13 protein-coding genes are annotated in these 15,430 nt (G+C 67.6%); 7 read left to right on the top strand and 6 right to left on the bottom strand.

The genetic code is table 11. From position 1 onward, the window contains the following. Positions 1-9: 9 nt before the first annotated feature. Together DFS13_RS15295 and DFS13_RS15290 are read left to right on the top strand one after the other, a co-directional pair. The gene (locus DFS13_RS15295; protein WP_006484646.1) at positions 10-1,431 is read left to right on the top strand and encodes an AmpG family muropeptide MFS transporter; all 1,422 of its coding nucleotides are present in this window, start codon (positions 10-12) and stop codon (positions 1,429-1,431) included. Next, positions 1,421-2,461 carry a M48 family metallopeptidase gene (locus tag DFS13_RS15290; RefSeq protein ID WP_034201229.1) on the top strand — a complete coding sequence of 347 codons (1,041 nt, stop codon included), beginning with the start codon at positions 1,421-1,423 and terminating at the stop codon, positions 2,459-2,461. The genes DFS13_RS15295 and DFS13_RS15290 overlap by 11 nt, the downstream gene beginning before the upstream one ends. A 21-nt stretch (positions 2,462-2,482) precedes the next feature. Here the strand turns inward: DFS13_RS15290 and DFS13_RS15285 are convergent, their stop codons facing one another. Continuing rightward, positions 2,483-3,427: an AraC family transcriptional regulator gene (locus DFS13_RS15285; protein WP_034201228.1), complete on the bottom strand. Its 945-nt coding sequence runs from the start codon at positions 3,425-3,427 to the stop codon at positions 2,483-2,485. 226 nt (positions 3,428-3,653) lie between these two features. Between DFS13_RS15285 and DFS13_RS15280 the strand changes: the two genes are divergently transcribed. Further along, positions 3,654-4,706: an NAD(P)-dependent alcohol dehydrogenase gene (locus DFS13_RS15280; RefSeq protein ID WP_034201227.1), complete on the top strand. Its 1,053-nt coding sequence runs from the start codon at positions 3,654-3,656 to the stop codon at positions 4,704-4,706. 109 nt (positions 4,707-4,815) lie between these two features. Here DFS13_RS15280 and DFS13_RS15275 read toward each other — a convergent pair whose 3' ends face one another. The 5 genes from DFS13_RS15275 to gatC all read right to left on the bottom strand — a co-directional run bounded on the left by DFS13_RS15275 (position 4,816) and on the right by gatC (position 9,927). Then, positions 4,816-5,589, bottom strand: a complete 774-nt coding sequence (locus DFS13_RS15275; RefSeq protein WP_006494378.1) for an exodeoxyribonuclease III — start codon at positions 5,587-5,589, stop codon at positions 4,816-4,818. Positions 5,590-5,629: 40 nt separating this feature from the next. Beyond that, a complete protein-coding gene (locus DFS13_RS15270) occupies positions 5,630-6,469 on the bottom strand; it encodes a polyphosphate kinase 2 family protein (protein ID WP_034201226.1) in 840 nt (279 codons plus the stop codon). A 118-nt stretch (positions 6,470-6,587) separates the two neighbouring features. Further along, the gene (gatB, locus tag DFS13_RS15265; protein WP_006482505.1) at positions 6,588-8,063 is read right to left on the bottom strand and encodes an Asp-tRNA(Asn)/Glu-tRNA(Gln) amidotransferase subunit GatB; all 1,476 of its coding nucleotides are present in this window, start codon (positions 8,061-8,063) and stop codon (positions 6,588-6,590) included. Between the two features lie 4 nt (positions 8,064-8,067). Then, positions 8,068-9,558 (bottom strand): Asp-tRNA(Asn)/Glu-tRNA(Gln) amidotransferase subunit GatA, encoded by a 1,491-nt coding sequence (gene gatA, locus DFS13_RS15260; protein ID WP_006494379.1) that lies wholly within the window; start codon positions 9,556-9,558, stop codon positions 8,068-8,070. A gap of 69 nt (positions 9,559-9,627) precedes the next feature. Further along, entirely contained in the window at positions 9,628-9,927 is a 300-nt protein-coding gene (gene gatC / locus DFS13_RS15255; protein ID WP_006477478.1) for an Asp-tRNA(Asn)/Glu-tRNA(Gln) amidotransferase subunit GatC, read from the bottom strand. Positions 9,928-10,294: 367 nt separating this feature from the next. On the opposite strand from gatC, the gene DFS13_RS15250 reads away from it, so the two are divergent. From DFS13_RS15250 to mrdA, 4 genes are all read left to right on the top strand, one after another. Continuing rightward, positions 10,295-11,338, top strand: a complete 1,044-nt coding sequence (locus DFS13_RS15250) for a rod shape-determining protein (RefSeq protein WP_004189550.1) — start codon at positions 10,295-10,297, stop codon at positions 11,336-11,338. 138 nt (positions 11,339-11,476) lie between these two features. Continuing rightward, complete coding sequence (gene mreC / locus DFS13_RS15245; protein ID WP_006494380.1) at positions 11,477-12,541, top strand: rod shape-determining protein MreC; 1,065 nt, start codon at positions 11,477-11,479, stop codon at positions 12,539-12,541. Continuing rightward, a complete protein-coding gene (gene mreD, locus DFS13_RS15240) occupies positions 12,538-13,050 on the top strand; it encodes a rod shape-determining protein MreD (RefSeq protein ID WP_006482567.1) in 513 nt (170 codons plus the stop codon). Before mreC ends, mreD begins: the two co-directional genes overlap by 4 nt. Positions 13,051-13,151: 101 nt before the next feature. Next, complete coding sequence (mrdA, locus tag DFS13_RS15235) at positions 13,152-15,422, top strand: penicillin-binding protein 2 (RefSeq protein WP_049004828.1); 2,271 nt, start codon at positions 13,152-13,154, stop codon at positions 15,420-15,422. Positions 15,423-15,430: the final 8 nt, after the last annotated feature.

Genomic DNA, 15,430 nt, shown 5'->3' with positions numbered 1-15,430 from the left:
TTCCAGTCCATGTCGAAAACGCCACACGAGGCGCCCGCACTCACCGCTCACGAGGATCACCCCGGCTGGCGAGCCTATCTGAACACGCACATGCTGATCTGCGTGTTCCTGGGTTTCACGTCGGGTCTGCCCCTCTTCACGCTCGTCTACCTCGTGCAGGCATGGCTGCGCTCCGAAGGCGTGAACCTGAAGGAAATCGGCCTGTTCGCGCTGATCCAGTTCCCGTATACGTGGAAGTTCCTGTGGGCGCCGCTGATGGACCGCTACATCCCGCGCCTGCCCGGCTGGCGGCCGGGCCGCCGGCGCGGCTGGCTGCTGCTCACGCAGCTGCTGGTCGCGGGCGCGATCGCCGCGCTCGGCTTCGTGTCGCCGCGCGACTCGATCTGGACGGTCGCCGCGCTCACCACGCTCGTCGCGTTCTTCGGCGCGAGCGCCGACATCGTGATCGACGCGTACCGCCGCGAGCTGCTGCGCGACACCGAGCAGGGCCTCGGCAACGCGGTGCACGTGAACGCGTACAAGCTCGCCGCGCTGATCCCCGGCTCGCTGGCGCTGATCCTGTCCGACCACATGCCGTGGGACGCCGTGTTCGCGATCACCGGCGCGTTCATGCTGCCGGGCATCCTGATGACGCTCGTCGTGCGCGAGCCGGAAGTGGTCGGCGCGCCGCCGCGCAACCTGCGCGACGCGATCGTGCTGCCGTTCCGCGAATTCATCCAGCGCGACGGCTGGGCCGGCGCGCTGCTCGTCATCGCGTTCATCTTCCTGTACAAGATCGGCGACACGATGGCCACCACGCTGTCGACGTCGTTCTTCCTCGACATCGGCTTCACGCGCACCGAGATCGGCATCGTCGCGAAAACCACCGCGCTCGTCGCGAGCGTGCTGGGCGGCATCATCGGCGGCATCTGGCTCGTGAAGATCGGCATCGGCCGCGGGCTGTGGATCTTCGGCGCGCTGCAGCTGGTGTCGACGCTCGGCTTCGCGTGGCTCGCGCAGCTCGGCCCCGGCTCGCCGGTGCTCGCGATGCTGTACGACTTCACCGTGTCGACGAGTCACGCGATCGCGTCCGCGCTGTCGGTGTTCGGCATCGCCGTCACGCCGCAATTCAGCCCGATGACGGTCGCGCTCGCGATCGTCTACGGCTTCGAGACCTTCACGACCGGCCTGACGATGGCCGCGTTCGTCGCCTATATCGCGAGCACGACCGACCCGCGCTATACGGCCACGCAGTTCGCGCTCTTCACGAGCCTCGCGTCGGTGCCGCGCACGCTCGCGTCGGCCGCGAGCGGCTTCATCGTCGCGAAGATCGGCTGGTTCGACTACTTCATCGTGTGTACCGCGCTCGCGATTCCCGGCATGCTGCTGCTGTTCAGGATCGCGCCGTGGAACGGTACCGCACGCGACGGCGAGGCGAGCCGTGCGCAGTAACCGCCTGCATCGTCTCGCCCGCGTCGCGGCTGCGTTGAGCATCGGCGCCGCAGCACTGGCCGCGATGGACGCCTGCGCGAGCGACACCGGCGCGACCGCGGCGGGCTCCGCGCCGGCGACGCCGCCCGCGCCTGCGACGGCGGCCGCGCCTGCCGCGCCGTCCATCGCGGAAGGCGCGCAGCCGACCGGCGCCGCGGCGCCCGCGAAGGCCTATACGCCGACGCCGCAGCAGGTCCGCTACGGCAACGCGATCGCATTCCGCACGCTGATCCCGTCGCCGCTGCTCGAACAGCTCACCGCGAACGAATACGCACAGATCGTCCAGGCGGCCGCCGACAGCAACCGGCTGCTGAGCGCGAACCAGCCGCGCGTGAAGCGGCTGCGCGCGATCGTCGCGAAGCTCGCGCCGTATTCGGTGAAGTGGAACGATCGCGTGAAAAGCTGGGCCTGGGACGTGAATGCGATCCGCTCGCGCGACATCCGCCTGACCTGCCTGCCGGGCGGCAAGGTGCTCGTGTACGGCGGCATGCTCGATCGGGTGCGCCTGAACGACGACGAGCTCGGCGTGCTGCTCGCGCACGGCATCGCGCATGCGCTGCGCGAACACGCGCGCAGCAACTTCAGCGTGACCTCGCAGACGTCGCTGCGCGCGGCCGCGCTGCCGCCGCTGTTCGGCGTCGGCGATCCGCTGCCGCAGGCGCTGAACCTCGGCGAGCGCCTGCAATCGCTCCACTACGACCCGACCGACGAAACCGAAGCCGACGTGATCGGCGGCGACATCGCCGCCCGCGCGGGCTTCGATCCGCGCGCGGCGATCACGCTGTGGGACAAGCTCGCGGTCGCGACCCGCGCGAACAAGGCGTCGGGCTTCATCTACACGCATCCGTACAGCAGCGCGCGCCGCCAGGACCTGCTGAACCGGCTGCCGGACCTGATGCCGCTGTACGCGAAGGCGACGGGCAAGCGTGTCGAATCGCTGCCCGACTACGCGGGCATCAGCGCGCAGCGGCGCAAGATCGTGCGGCGCTGAACCGCCGCGCGGCGCGGGACGCTACGCGTCCGCGTCGGCCATGGCCGGGCGCACCCCGCTGTCGCGCATCCAGCGCACTTCGTCTCCCGGGCTGCGGCCGAACAGCCGCTTGAACTCGCGGCTGAACTGCGACGCGCTCGCATAGCCGACCCGCGCGGCCGCCGCGCCGGCGCCGAGCCCGTCGCGCACCATCATCAGCCGCGCCTGGTGCAGCCGCGCGGTCTTCACGTACTGCATCGGCGACGTCGCCGTCACGTGCTTGAACTGCGCGTGAAACACCGCGAGGCTCATCCCGGCTTCGCGGGCGAGCGTCTCGACGTCGAGATCGGCCTTCAGCTCCGCATGGATGCGCCGCAACGCCTTCGCGATGCGGCCGAAATGATGCTGCTGCACGAGCGCCGCGCGCATCGCGTCGCCCTGCTCGCCAGTCAGCACGCGATACGCGATCTCGCGCATGATCGCCGGCCCCAGCACCCGTGTGTCGTGCGGCGACGCGAGCGCTTCGAGCAGGCGCACGACGGCATCGGCCAACGGCGCGTCGAGCGGCGTCGAATAGACGCCGAGCGGCTCGCTGACCGCCGCGCCGAGCGTCTCGTCGAGCAGGATCGCGAGTTCGGCGATCACCGCGAGATCGACGCGGATCGAGATCGCGAGAAACGGCTCGTCCATGCTCGCGAAGGTCTCGCATTCGAACGGCAGCGGCACCGACAGCACCAGATACTGCTGCGCGTCGTACACGAACGAGCGGTCGCCGAGATAGCCGAGCTTGCGCCCCTGGCACACGACGATGATGCTCGGCTCGTACAGCACCGGCATGCGCGGCGCCGGATGGGTCACACGGATGAAGCGCACGCCGTCGAGCGCCGCGAGCGTGTCGCCCTCGTTCGGCGCGAGGCGCGTGTGCAGCTCGATCATGCGGCGCTGCAGGCGCTCGCCCGCGTCGGCCAAAAGGGGTTGGAAGCTCATCGGTACGGCCCTGTCCGGCAAGAGAATCTGGCTCGCAATGTAGCACCTTGGACGCATTTTGACGGCTGTTCGCGGGCAATTCGAGAGGAATAGGCAAATCTTCCAGACCTTCGTGTATTTCGCCGCGGCGCCGCGCTCCTTACGATGACGTCCTGTCTCGCCGCATCGCCACATGATGCGACGGCAGTCTGTTTCGCCGGATGTTTTCCGGACAAGGAGCCCTTGCATGAGTACGACCTATGCCTACGCGGCGACCGATGCGCAGTCGCCGCTCGCCCCGTTCGAATTCCAGCGTCGCGCGCTGCGCGACCTCGACGTCCAGATCGACGTCCTCTACTGCGGCGTCTGCCACTCGGATCTTCACCAGGCGCGCAACGAATGGCGCAACACGATCTACCCGGTCGTCCCCGGCCATGAAATCGTCGGCCGCGTGAGCGCGACCGGCCCGCAGGTGTCGCGCTTCAAGGTCGGCGAGCTGGTCGGCGTCGGCTGTCTCGTCGATTCGTGCCGCACCTGCGCGAGCTGCGAAGAAGGCCTCGAGCAGTATTGCGAGAACGGCTTCGTCGGCACCTACAACGGCCAGGACCGCGTGACGGGCGACATCACGTACGGTGGCTATTCGACGCAGCTCGTCGTCGACGAGGCGTTCGTGCTGCGCGTGCCGGACACGCTCGACCCGGCCGGCGCGGCGCCGCTCCTGTGCGCGGGGATCACGACCTATTCGCCGCTGCGGCAGTGGAACGTCGGCCCCGGCAAGAAGGTCGGCATCGTCGGTCTCGGCGGCCTCGGCCACATGGGTGTGAAGCTGGCGCGTGCGATGGGCGCGCACGTCGTGCTGTTCACGACGTCGCCGTCGAAGATCGAGGACGGCAAGCGGCTCGGCGCGCACGAAGTCGTGATCTCGAAGGATGAAGCGCAGATGAACGCGCACCTGAACAGCTTCGACTTCATCCTGAACACGGTCGCCGCGCAGCACGACCTGAATCCGTTCTTGAACCTGCTCAAGCGCGACGGCACGATGACGCTCGTCGGCGCGCCGGAGCACGACCATCCGTCGCCGCAGGTGTTCAACCTGATCTTCAAGCGCCGCCGCCTCGCGGGTTCGCTGATCGGCGGGATCGCGGAAACGCAGGAAATGCTCGATTTCTGCGCGGAACACGGGATCACGTCCGATATCGAGACGATTCCGATGCAGCAGATCAACACGGCCTACGAGCGGATGCTGAAGAGCGACGTGAAGTACCGGTTCGTGATCGACATGGCGTCGCTCAGGCAGTAAGCGCCGCCCCAAGGGAAACGGGCCGCCTGTCGGAACAGGCGGCCCGTTTTGCATCCGGCGACCGGGATGAATGGCCCGGCGGCTGCGCGCGCGGCGCAGCCGCCCGCCATCACTTCTGGTAGTCGTAGTCGACCGTCAGCGGCGCATGGTCGCTGAACTTGATGTCCTTGAAGATCGACGTGCTTTTCGCGGTCCCGGCCACGCCCGGTGTCGCGATCTGGTAATCGATCCGCCACCCGACGTTCTTCGCGTACGCCTGGCCGCGGTTGCTCCACCACGTGTACTGCTCGGGACGCGGGTCGAGCGTGCGGAACACGTCGACGTAGCCGACGTCGTCGAACAGCTTCGTGAGCCACTCGCGCTCTTCCGGCAGGCAGCCCGAGTTCTTCTGGTTGCTCTTCCAGTTCTTGATGTCGATTTCCTTGTGGACGATGTTCACGTCGCCGCACAGGATCACCTCGCGCTTCTTCTTCAGCGCGGCGAGGTGCGGCATGAATTCGGCCATGAAGCGGTACTTCGCCTGCTGGCGCTCCTCGCCGCTCGAGCCGGACGGCACGTACACCGACACGACCGACAGCTTGCCGTAGCGCGCCTCGACGTAACGCCCCTCGGGATCGAATTCGCTGCTGCCGAAACCGATGATCACGTCATCGGGCTCGCGGCGGCTGTACACGCCCGCGCCGCTGTAGCCCTTCTTCTCGGCGTGGTGGAAATAGCTCTTGAAGCCGTGCGGCTCGACGAATTCGGCCGGCAGGTCGTCGGCCGATACCTTGATTTCCTGCACGCACACGCAATCGGCGTTCTGTTCGCCGAGCCAGTCGAAGAAGCCCTTCTTCGCGGCGGAGCGGATGCCGTTCAGGTTGGCGGTGATCACTCGCATCATGTCGGGTTCCGTTCAGTTCGATATTTTTACAGGGGGCAGCTTAACGGATCTTCACGCCTTCGAGCTCGGGCTTCGGCGGCGGGAATTCCAGCTTCATGTCGGTCATCGTGCGCAGCAGCAGCTCGGCGATCATCACGTTGCGGTGCGTCTTCGAATTCGCCGGGATCACGTACCACGGCGCATGCTCGGCCGACGTCGCGGCGAGCGCGTCGCGGTACGCGGACTGGTACGCGTCCCAGTGCTTGCGCGCGTCGAGATCGGCGATGTCGAATTTCCAGTGCTTGGTCGGATCGTCGATGCGCGCCTGCAGCCGCGCGCGCTGCTCGTCCTTCGAGATGTGCAGGAAGCACTTGACGATGGTCGTGCCGTTCTCGAACAGCATCGTCTCGAAATCGCGGATCTGCCGGTAGCGGCGCTCGCACTCCTTGTCGCCGATCGCGCCGAGCACGCGCGGCACCAGCACGTCTTCGTAGTGGCTGCGGTTGAAGATCGCGAGCTCGCCGGCCGCCGGCACTTGCGCATGCACGCGCCACAGGAAGTCGTGCGCGGCCTCGATCGGCGTTGGCGCCTTGAACGGCACGATGCGCAGGCCGAGCGGATCGACCTCGCGAAACACCGCGCGCACGGTGCCGTCCTTGCCGCTCGTATCCATCCCCTGCAGCACGAGCAGCACGCGCTTCTTCTGCTGCGTGTGCAGGCGCTCCTGCTGCACGTCGAGCTCGGTCGACACGACCGACAGCCGTTCACGGTCGGCCTCCTTCGAGCCGGACGAAAACGGCTTCGCGGCCGGGTCGAACGCGTCGAGCTTGAATGCGGCGGCTTCCTTCTCGCGCGTGCTGTACGGCACGCGGAAATCGTCGAGCGACGGTTGTTTCGCCATTCGTTCCTCCGTTGGACGGTGCGATGCATACGATAACGCATCCACCAAACGCGACGGGCCGCCCCGAACTGGTCGGAAGCGGCCCGTCGTCAAGCGCGGTTCAGGCGCGCGCGCATGCTCAGCCGAGCTTCTTCTTCAGCAGCTCGTTGACCTGCTGCGGATTGGCCTTGCCCTTGGTCGCCTTCATCGCCTGGCCGATCAGCGCGTTGAACGCCTTTTCCTTGCCCGCGCGGAATTCCTCGACCGACTTCGCGTTCGCCGCGAGCACTTCGTCGATGATCGCTTCCAGCGCGCCGGTGTCGGAGATCTGCTTCAGGCCCTTCGCGTCGATGATGCGGTCGGCCGCACCTTCGTCGGTCGCCTTCTCGTCCCAGATCGTCGCGAAGATTTCCTTCGCGATCTTGTTCGAGATCGTGCCGTCGGCGATGCGCTGCAGCAGCAGCGCGAGCTGCGCGGCCGAGACGGGAATCGCGTCGATCTCGATGCCGTCGCGGTTCAGTTGCGACGACACGTCGCCCATCAGCCAGTTCGCGGCGATCTTCGCATTCGCCGCGCCGGCCTTCGCGACCACCGCCTCGAAGTACGCGGCCATCGCCTTGCTCGACGTCAGCACGCCCGCGTCGTACGCGGACACGCCGTACTCGTCGACGAAGCGCTGCTGCATCGCGGCCGGCAGTTCCGGCATGCCGGACTGCACGCGCTCGATCCAGTCCTGGCCGATCACGAGCGGCATCAGGTCGGGATCGGGGAAGTAGCGGTAATCGTGCGCGTCTTCCTTGCTGCGCATCGAACGCGTCTCGCGCTTGTCCGGATCGTAGAGGCGCGTTTCCTGCACGACTTCGCCGCCGTCCTCGATCAGCTCGATCTGCCGACGCACTTCGTAGTTGATTGCTTCCTCTAGGAACCGGAACGAGTTCAGGTTCTTGATTTCCGCGCGCGTGCCGAACTTCTCCTGGCCGACCGGGCGCACCGACACGTTCGCGTCGCAGCGGAACGAGCCTTCCTGCATGTTGCCGTCGCAGATGCCGAGCCACACGACGAGCCCGTGCAATGCCTTCGCGTACGCGACGGCCTCGGCCGCGCTGCGCATTTCCGGCTCGGTGACGATCTCGAGCAGCGGCGTGCCCGCGCGGTTCAGGTCGATCCCGGTCATCCCGGCGAAGTCTTCATGCAGCGACTTGCCCGCATCTTCCTCGAGGTGCGCGCGGGTCAGGTTGACCGTTTTCTCGTACGCAGCCTTGCCGGCCTTTTCGTTGGCCGGCACCTGGATCGTGATCTGGCCGCCCTGCACGACCGGAATCTCGTACTGGCTGATCTGATAGCCCTTCGGCAGATCGGGGTAGAAATAATTCTTGCGCGCGAAGATGCTGCGCGGCGCGATGGTCGAGCCGATCGCGAGGCCGAAGCGGATCGCCCGCTCGACCGCGCCGCGGTTCAGCACCGGCAGCACGCCCGGCAGCGCCAGGTCGACCGGGCACGCCTGCGTGTTCGGCTCGGCGCCGAACTGCGTCGATGCGCCCGAGAAAATCTTCGAGACGGTCGACAGTTGCGCGTGCGTCTCGAGACCGATAACGACTTCCCACTGAGTAGCCATGTGCTTACACCCCTGCCGGAACTTGCTTGTGCCAGTCGGTCGCGCGCTGGAACGCGTCGGCGACCTGCAGCATCCGGGCTTCGTTGAAATAGTTGCCGATGATCTGCAGGCCGACCGGGCGCTGCGCGTTCGCGCCCGCGCCGAAGCCGCACGGCACGCTCATGCCGGGCAGACCGGCGAGGCTCACCGACAACGTGTAGATATCCGCGAGATACATCTGCACCGGATCGTCGCCCTTCGCGCCGAGATCCCATGCGACCGTCGGCGACGCCGGGCCCATGATCACGTCGCAGGACTTGAACGCTTCCTGGAAATCGTTCGCGATGATGCGGCGGATCTTCTGCGCCTGCAGGTAGTACGCGTCGTAGTAGCCGTGCGACAGCACATACGTGCCGACCAGGATCCGGCGCTTCACTTCAGGCCCGAAGCCTTCGGCGCGCGACTTCTTGTACATGTCGAGCAGGTCGCCGTACTGCGCGGCGCGGTGGCCGAAACGCACGCCGTCGAAGCGCGACAGGTTCGACGACGCTTCCGCCGGCGCGATCACGTAGTACACGGGGATCGACAGCTCCGTCTTCGGCAGCGACACCGGCACGAGCGTCGCGCCGAGCGCTTCGTATTGCTTGAGCGCCGCGTCGATCGTCGCGCGCACGTCGTCGGCAAGGCCGGCGCCGAAATACTCGTTCGGCAAGCCGATGCGCAGGCCGGCGAGCGGCTTGCCCGCGTCGTTGCCGGCCGCCCACGGCTGGCCGAGGTGGCGCGTGAAGTCTTCGTCGTCGCGCTCGAGGCTCGTCGAGTCACGCTCGTCGAAGCCGGCCATCGCGTTCAGCAGCAGCGCGCAGTCGGACGCGCTCTGCGCCATCGGGCCGCCCTGGTCGAGCGACGACGCGAACGCGATCATCCCGTAGCGCGACACGCGGCCGTAGGTCGGCTTGATGCCCGTCACGCCCGCGAACGACGCGGGCTGGCGGATCGAGCCGCCGGTGTCGGTGCCGGTCGCGGCCGGCGCGAGGCGCGCGGCGACGGCGGCCGAGCTGCCGCCCGAGCTGCCGCCCGGCACCGCGTTCGTGTCCCACGGGTTCTTCACCGCGCCGAACGCGGAATTCTCGTTCGACGAGCCCATCGCGAACTCGTCCATGTTGGTCTTGCCGAGCGTGACCATGCCGGCCGCCTGCAGGCGGGCGACGACGGTCGCGTCGAACGGGCTCTCGTAATTCGCGAGCATCTTCGAGCCGGCGGTCGAGCGCCAGCCGCGCGTGACGAACACGTCCTTGTGCGCGATCGGCAGGCCGGTCAGCGCGCCGCCCGCGCCGCGCGCGAGTTCGGCGTCGGCGGCTTTCGCCTGCGCGAGGGTGAGGTCGGCGTCGACGTGGACGAACGCGTTCAGGTCGCGCGCGGCGTCGATCCGTTTCAGGTAGTGCTGCGCGAGCTCGACGGCCGAGCATTCCTTGGCGGCGAGCGCGGCGCGCAGTTCGGTCAGGCTTTTTGCGTGCATTGAGTGGTTTTCCTGGGAATTCTGGGTCGCGCGCGGCGCTGGACGGCCGGCGCGCTTGTCATCGAATGCTTACTCGATCACCTTCGGCACGAGATAGAGGCCGTCCTGGACGGCCGGCGCCGGACGCTGGTTGTCGTCGCGATTGACGACTTCCGTCACGGCGTCGTCGCGCAGGCGCTGCGCGACTTCCTGGATCTGTTCGATCGGGTGGGCGAGCGGCGCGATGCCGGCGGTGTCGACCGCCTGCATCTGCTCGACGAGGCCGAAGAATTCATTGAGCTGGCCGAGCATGTGCTCGGCGTCGGCGTCGGCCATTTCGAGTCGCGCCAGGTGCGCGATGCGTTTCACATCGGTCAGGGTCAGGGCCATGCGATCACCGGAAAAACAAGGCTGCGCAGTGCATCGAAAGCAGCACTGCGGCGGGGGGTTGGAGGGTGCGATCCCACCCTCAAAAATCGGGGCCGAAGCGGCAAAAATACCGCCCGTTTCGATTCAAATACCGTGAAATTATAAGGTATCATTACGCGTTCGACCCAAACCCGGCAGCCTTTTCCCGCACCGTTTCGCCCCACTTCGGCAAGCCGTGCGTGCTTCGTGCGATCCCCGGTAGACATCACTCGCAGCTTCGTGCGCCGCGGCGGCCGCTTCCGCCACGCTTCCCGAGGCTGTTATTTTTTCCGCTGCCGCCCTCAGCGCTCGCTATGCAGGGCCGGCCCAGAGCGAAACAGGATTCTGAATGTTCGGTTTTTTGCGCAGCTACTTCTCCAACGATCTCGCGATCGACCTCGGCACCGCAAACACCCTGATCTACATGCGCGGCAAGGGCATCGTGCTCGATGAGCCGTCCGTCGTGTCGATCCGCCAGGAAGGCGGCCCCAACGGCAAGAAGACGATCCAGGCGGTCGGCAAGGAAGCCAAGCAGATGCTCGGCAAGGTGCCGGGCAACATCGAGGCGATCCGCCCGATGAAGGACGGCGTGATCGCCGACTTCACCGTCACCGAGCAGATGATCAAGCAGTTCATCAAGACGGCCCACGAGTCGCGCATGTTCTCGCCGTCGCCGCGCATCATCATCTGCGTGCCGTGCGGCTCGACCCAGGTCGAGCGCCGCGCGATCAAGGAAGCCGCGCACGGCGCCGGCGCGTCGCAGGTCTACCTGATCGAGGAGCCGATGGCGGCCGCGATCGGCGCGGGCCTGCCGGTCTCGGAAGCCACCGGCTCGATGGTCGTCGACATCGGCGGCGGCACGACCGAAGTCGGCGTGATCTCGCTCGGCGGCATCGTCTACAAAGGCTCGGTGCGCGTCGGCGGCGACAAGTTCGACGAGGCGATCGTCAACTACATCCGCCGCAACTACGGGATGCTGATCGGCGAGCAGACCGCCGAGGCGATCAAGAAGGAAATCGGCTCCGCGTTCCCGGGCTCCGAAGTCAAGGAAATGGAAGTGAAGGGCCGCAACCTGTCGGAAGGCATCCCGCGCAGCTTCACGATCTCCAGCAACGAAATCCTCGAAGCGCTGACCGATCCGCTGAACCAGATCGTGTCGTCGGTGAAGATCGCGCTCGAACAGACGCCGCCGGAACTCGGCGCCGACATCGCCGAACGCGGGATGATGCTGACGGGCGGCGGCGCGCTGCTGCGCGACCTCGATCGCCTGCTCGCGGAAGAAACCGGCCTGCCGGTGCTCGTCGCGGAAGATCCGCTGACCTGCGTCGTGCGCGGTTCGGGCATGGCGCTCGAGCGCATGGACAAGCTGGGCAGCATCTTCTCGTACGAGTGATCGCCCAGTGATCGCCTAGGCAGTCCCGTTTGATATGACGCACCCGCGGCGTGGCCGGATCGCTCGTTCAGAACGAACCGCCGCGCCGTTTGCGCGTCTGAGCATTATTTAACCGATCACACGCGCCCGGCGCCGACCATGGAATACAGTCCGCCGCCCCTCTTCAAGCAAGGTCCGCCCGCGCTCGCGCGGCTCATCTTCTTCGTCGCCCTCGCCATCGCGCTCCTCGTGTCGGACGCGCGCTTCAGCACGCTCGAAATCGTGCGCGGCGTGCTCGGCACGGTGCTCTACCCGCTGCAACGCGCGGCGCTCGTGCCGCGCGACCTGTTCATGGGCGCGGCCGACCTCGCCGTCACCGGCGCGGCGCTGCGCCACGAGAACGACGATCTGCGCAAACGCAACCTGCAACTGTCCACGCAGGCCAACCAGGCCGCCGTGCTCACGCAGGAAAACGCGCACCTGCGCGCGGTGCTCGAACTGCGCCAGCACATCGCGACGCAATCGACGCCGGTCGAGATCCAGTACGACACGAGCGATCCGTTCACGCAGAAGATCGTGGTCGGGCAAGGCTCGCAGCAAGGCATCCAGGACGGCTCGCCCGTCGTCAGCGAGGACGGCGTGATCGGGCAGGTCACGCGCGTGTTCCCGCTGCAATCCGAAATCACGCTGGTCACCGACCGCGATCTCGCGATTCCCGTGCAGGTGCTGCGCACCGGCCTGCGCAGCGTGATCTACGGCACGCCGAAGGGCGATTCGCTCGACCTGCGCTTCGTGCCGACGAGCGCGGATCTCGTCGCCGGCGACGAACTCGTCACGAGCGGCCTCGACGGCGTCTATCCGCCCGGCCTGCCGGTCGCGAAGGTCGTGCGCGTCGACAAGCTCGCCGATACCGCGTTCGCCCGCGTGACCTGCGCGCCGGTCGCGGCCGTGCGCGGCGCGCGCCAGATGCTCGTGCTGCATTACCGGAACGACATCCCGCCGCGCCCGGCCGAGCCCGATCCCGCGGCCGAGAAGAACGCGAAGGGCAAGAAGGGCAAGGCCGCCGCGAAGGCCGAGAAAGCCGACAAGGCCGACGCGAACGCGAAGCCGGCCGCCGCGGCCCCGCCCGCCGGTGCGAACCCGGCGCCGGCCCCTGCCGCGCCGGCCAAGCCCGCCGCCGCGCCCGCGAAGCCCGCTGCCGGGCAATCAGGAGCCCAGCGATGAACCGCCCGCAATACATCCTGCAGCCGGTCAATCCGTACTTCATCGTCTTCAGCCTCGCCGCCGCGTTCCTGCTGAACCTGATGCCGTGGGGCCGCCTGCCCGGCGTGCCCGACTTCGTCGCGCTCGTGCTGCTGTTCTGGAACATCCACCAGCCACGCAAGGTCGGGATGGGCGTCGCGTTCGCGCTCGGCATCCTGATGGACGTGCACGACGCGGGGCTGCTCGGCGAGCATGCGCTCGCCTATACGCTGCTGTCGTACGGCGCGATCACGATCCACCGCCGCGTGCTGTGGATGCCGATCGGCGTGCAGGTGCTGTACGTCACGCCGCTGCTCGTCGTCGCGCAGCTCGTGCCGTTCGTGATCCGCCTGCTGATGGGCGCCGCGTTCCCCGGCTGGCGCTACCTCGTCGACGGTTTCGTCGAAGCCGCGCTGTGGCCGATCGCGAGCCACCTGCTGCTGATGCCGCAACGCCGCCCGGTCGACCCGGACGATACGCGCCCGATCTGAGCCGGACCGACCTTGAATACCCGCCGCCCCCACGCCCGCCGCGCGCCGCGCTCCGGGGCGGCACCTCGCCCGCGTCCGCGCGCGGGCCAGATTGCCCTTAAATGACCGAATTCAACGACACCCAACAGCAGCTCTCGAAGTTCCGCCTGCGCGTCGCGGCGGCGGGCGTGTTCGTGTTCGTCTGCTTCGGGCTGCTCGCGAGCCGCTTCTTCTATCTGCAGCTGATGCAGCACGGCAAATACGCGCTGCAGGCCGAGGAAAACCGCATCTCGGTCGCGCCGATCGTGCCGAACCGCGGGATCATCACCGACCGCAACGGCGTGATCCTCGCGAAGAACTACTCGGCGTACACGCTCGAGATCACGCCGTCGAAGCTCGACGACACGCTCGACAACACGATCGACAAGCTGTCCGAGATCATCCCGATCGACGCGCGCGACCGCCGCCGCTTCAAGAAGCTGCAGGAAGACTCGAAGAACTTCGAGAGCCTGCCGATCCGCACGCGGCTCACCGATGCCGAAGTCGCGCGCTTCACCGCGCAGCGTTTCCGCTTCCCCGGCGTCGACGTGCGCGCGCGGCTGTTCCGCCAGTACCCGCTCGGCATGACGGCCGCGCACGTGATCGGCTATATCGGCCGGATCTCGAAGCGCGACCAGGATCGCATCGACGCGATGAGCGACGACAACGACAGCGACCAGGAGCACTACGACCCGCGCCGCGACGCGAACAACTACAAGGGCACCGACTACATCGGCAAGATCGGCGTCGAGCAGAGCTACGAAACCGAGCTGCACGGGCTGACCGGCTTCGAGGAAGTCGAGGTGACGGCCGGCGGCCGGCCGGTGCGCACGCTGTCGCGCACGCAGGCGACGCCCGGCAACAACCTCGTGCTGTCGCTCGACATCGGGCTGCAGCAGGTCGCCGAGCAGGCGTTCGCCGGCAAGCGCGGTGCGCTCGTCGCGATCGAGCCGAAGACGGGCGACGTGCTCGCGTTCGTGTCGTCGCCGAGCTTCGACCCGAACTCGTTCGTCGACGGCATCGACCAGCAGACCTGGGACGAGCTGAACAACTCGCCCGACAAGCCGCTCCTGAACCGCCCGCTGCACGGCACCTACCCGCCCGGCTCGACCTACAAGCCGTTCATGGCGCTCGCGGGCCTGACGCTCGGCAAGCGCACGCCGGGCTGGGGCTTCCAGGACCCGGGCTACTTCACGTTCGGCGGCCACACGTTCCGCAACGACGTGCGCTCGGGCCAGGGCTGGGTCGACATGAACAAGGCGATCATGGTGTCGAACGACACCTACTTCTACATGCTCGCGCGCGACCTCGGCGTGAACGCGATCGCGAACTTCATGAAGCCGTTCGGCTTCGGCCAGATCACCGGGATCGACATCCAGGGCGAGGCGCGCGGGATCCTGCCGTCGACCGACTGGAAGAAGAAGGCGTTCAAGAAGGCGGCGCAGCAGAAGTGGTTCGACGGCGAGACGATCAGCCTCGGAATCGGCCAGGGCTACAACTCGTTCACGATCCTGCAGCTCGCGCACGCAACCGCGACGCTCGCGAACAACGGCGTCGTGATGAAGCCTCACCTCGTGAAGGAAGTCGAGGATCCGATCTCGCGCGCGCGCCACCTGACCGTGCCGAAGGAAAGCGAGGTGATCCCGCTCAAGCAGGCCGACATCGACGTCGTGAAGCGCGGGATGGAGAACGTGATCGAGAACCCGTCCGGCACCGCGTACAAGGTGTTCCGCGGCGCGCCGTACCTCGCCGCCGGCAAGACTGGTACCGCCCAGGTGTTCTCGCTGCAGGGCTCGAACTACAAGGGCCACCTGCTCGCCGAACACCTGCGCGACCACGCGCTGTTCATCGCATATGCGCCGGTCGACCATCCGCAGATCGCCGTCGCGCTGGTCGTCGAAAACGGCGGCTGGGGCGCCCAGGCCGCCGGCCCGATCGCGCGTCGCGTGCTCGACTACTACCTGGTCGAGCGCCAGAACCCGAAGAACGAAGCCGCGGCCGTGGCCGCCGCGGCGTCGGCCACTGAGCCGGTGAGCGCGCCGGTGGTCGGCGACACATCCAAACCGGCCACGATCGCGGCCGGCTTCACCGCACTGCCGCAGCCGGTCGTGCCGTCGGCGGCCAGCGCGGCCGAAGCGGCATCCGCCGCATCGGGGGCCTCGGGCGCCAGCGCCACGGCGCCGGCCGACGCGAGCGCCGCGGCGCCGATGGCCGCGAGCCTGCCGCCGATCCGGCGCCCGCACCGGCCGCGCCGGCCCGCCAGCGACGCGCAGCCGGTCGTCGCCACGCCGCGGGACGACAACCATCGTGCGACGGCCCCCGCGAAAGCGGCGGACGCCGGCACCGCTCATTAACGGAGAAA

Origin of the sequence: Burkholderia sp. 28_3 (assembly GCF_003253915.1) — a bacterium.
In the GTDB taxonomy this organism is placed as follows: domain Bacteria; phylum Pseudomonadota; class Gammaproteobacteria; order Burkholderiales; family Burkholderiaceae; genus Burkholderia; species Burkholderia cenocepacia.
The sequence above is the reverse complement of the archived record's forward strand: the minus strand, read 5'-3'. Positions and strand labels throughout refer to the sequence as shown.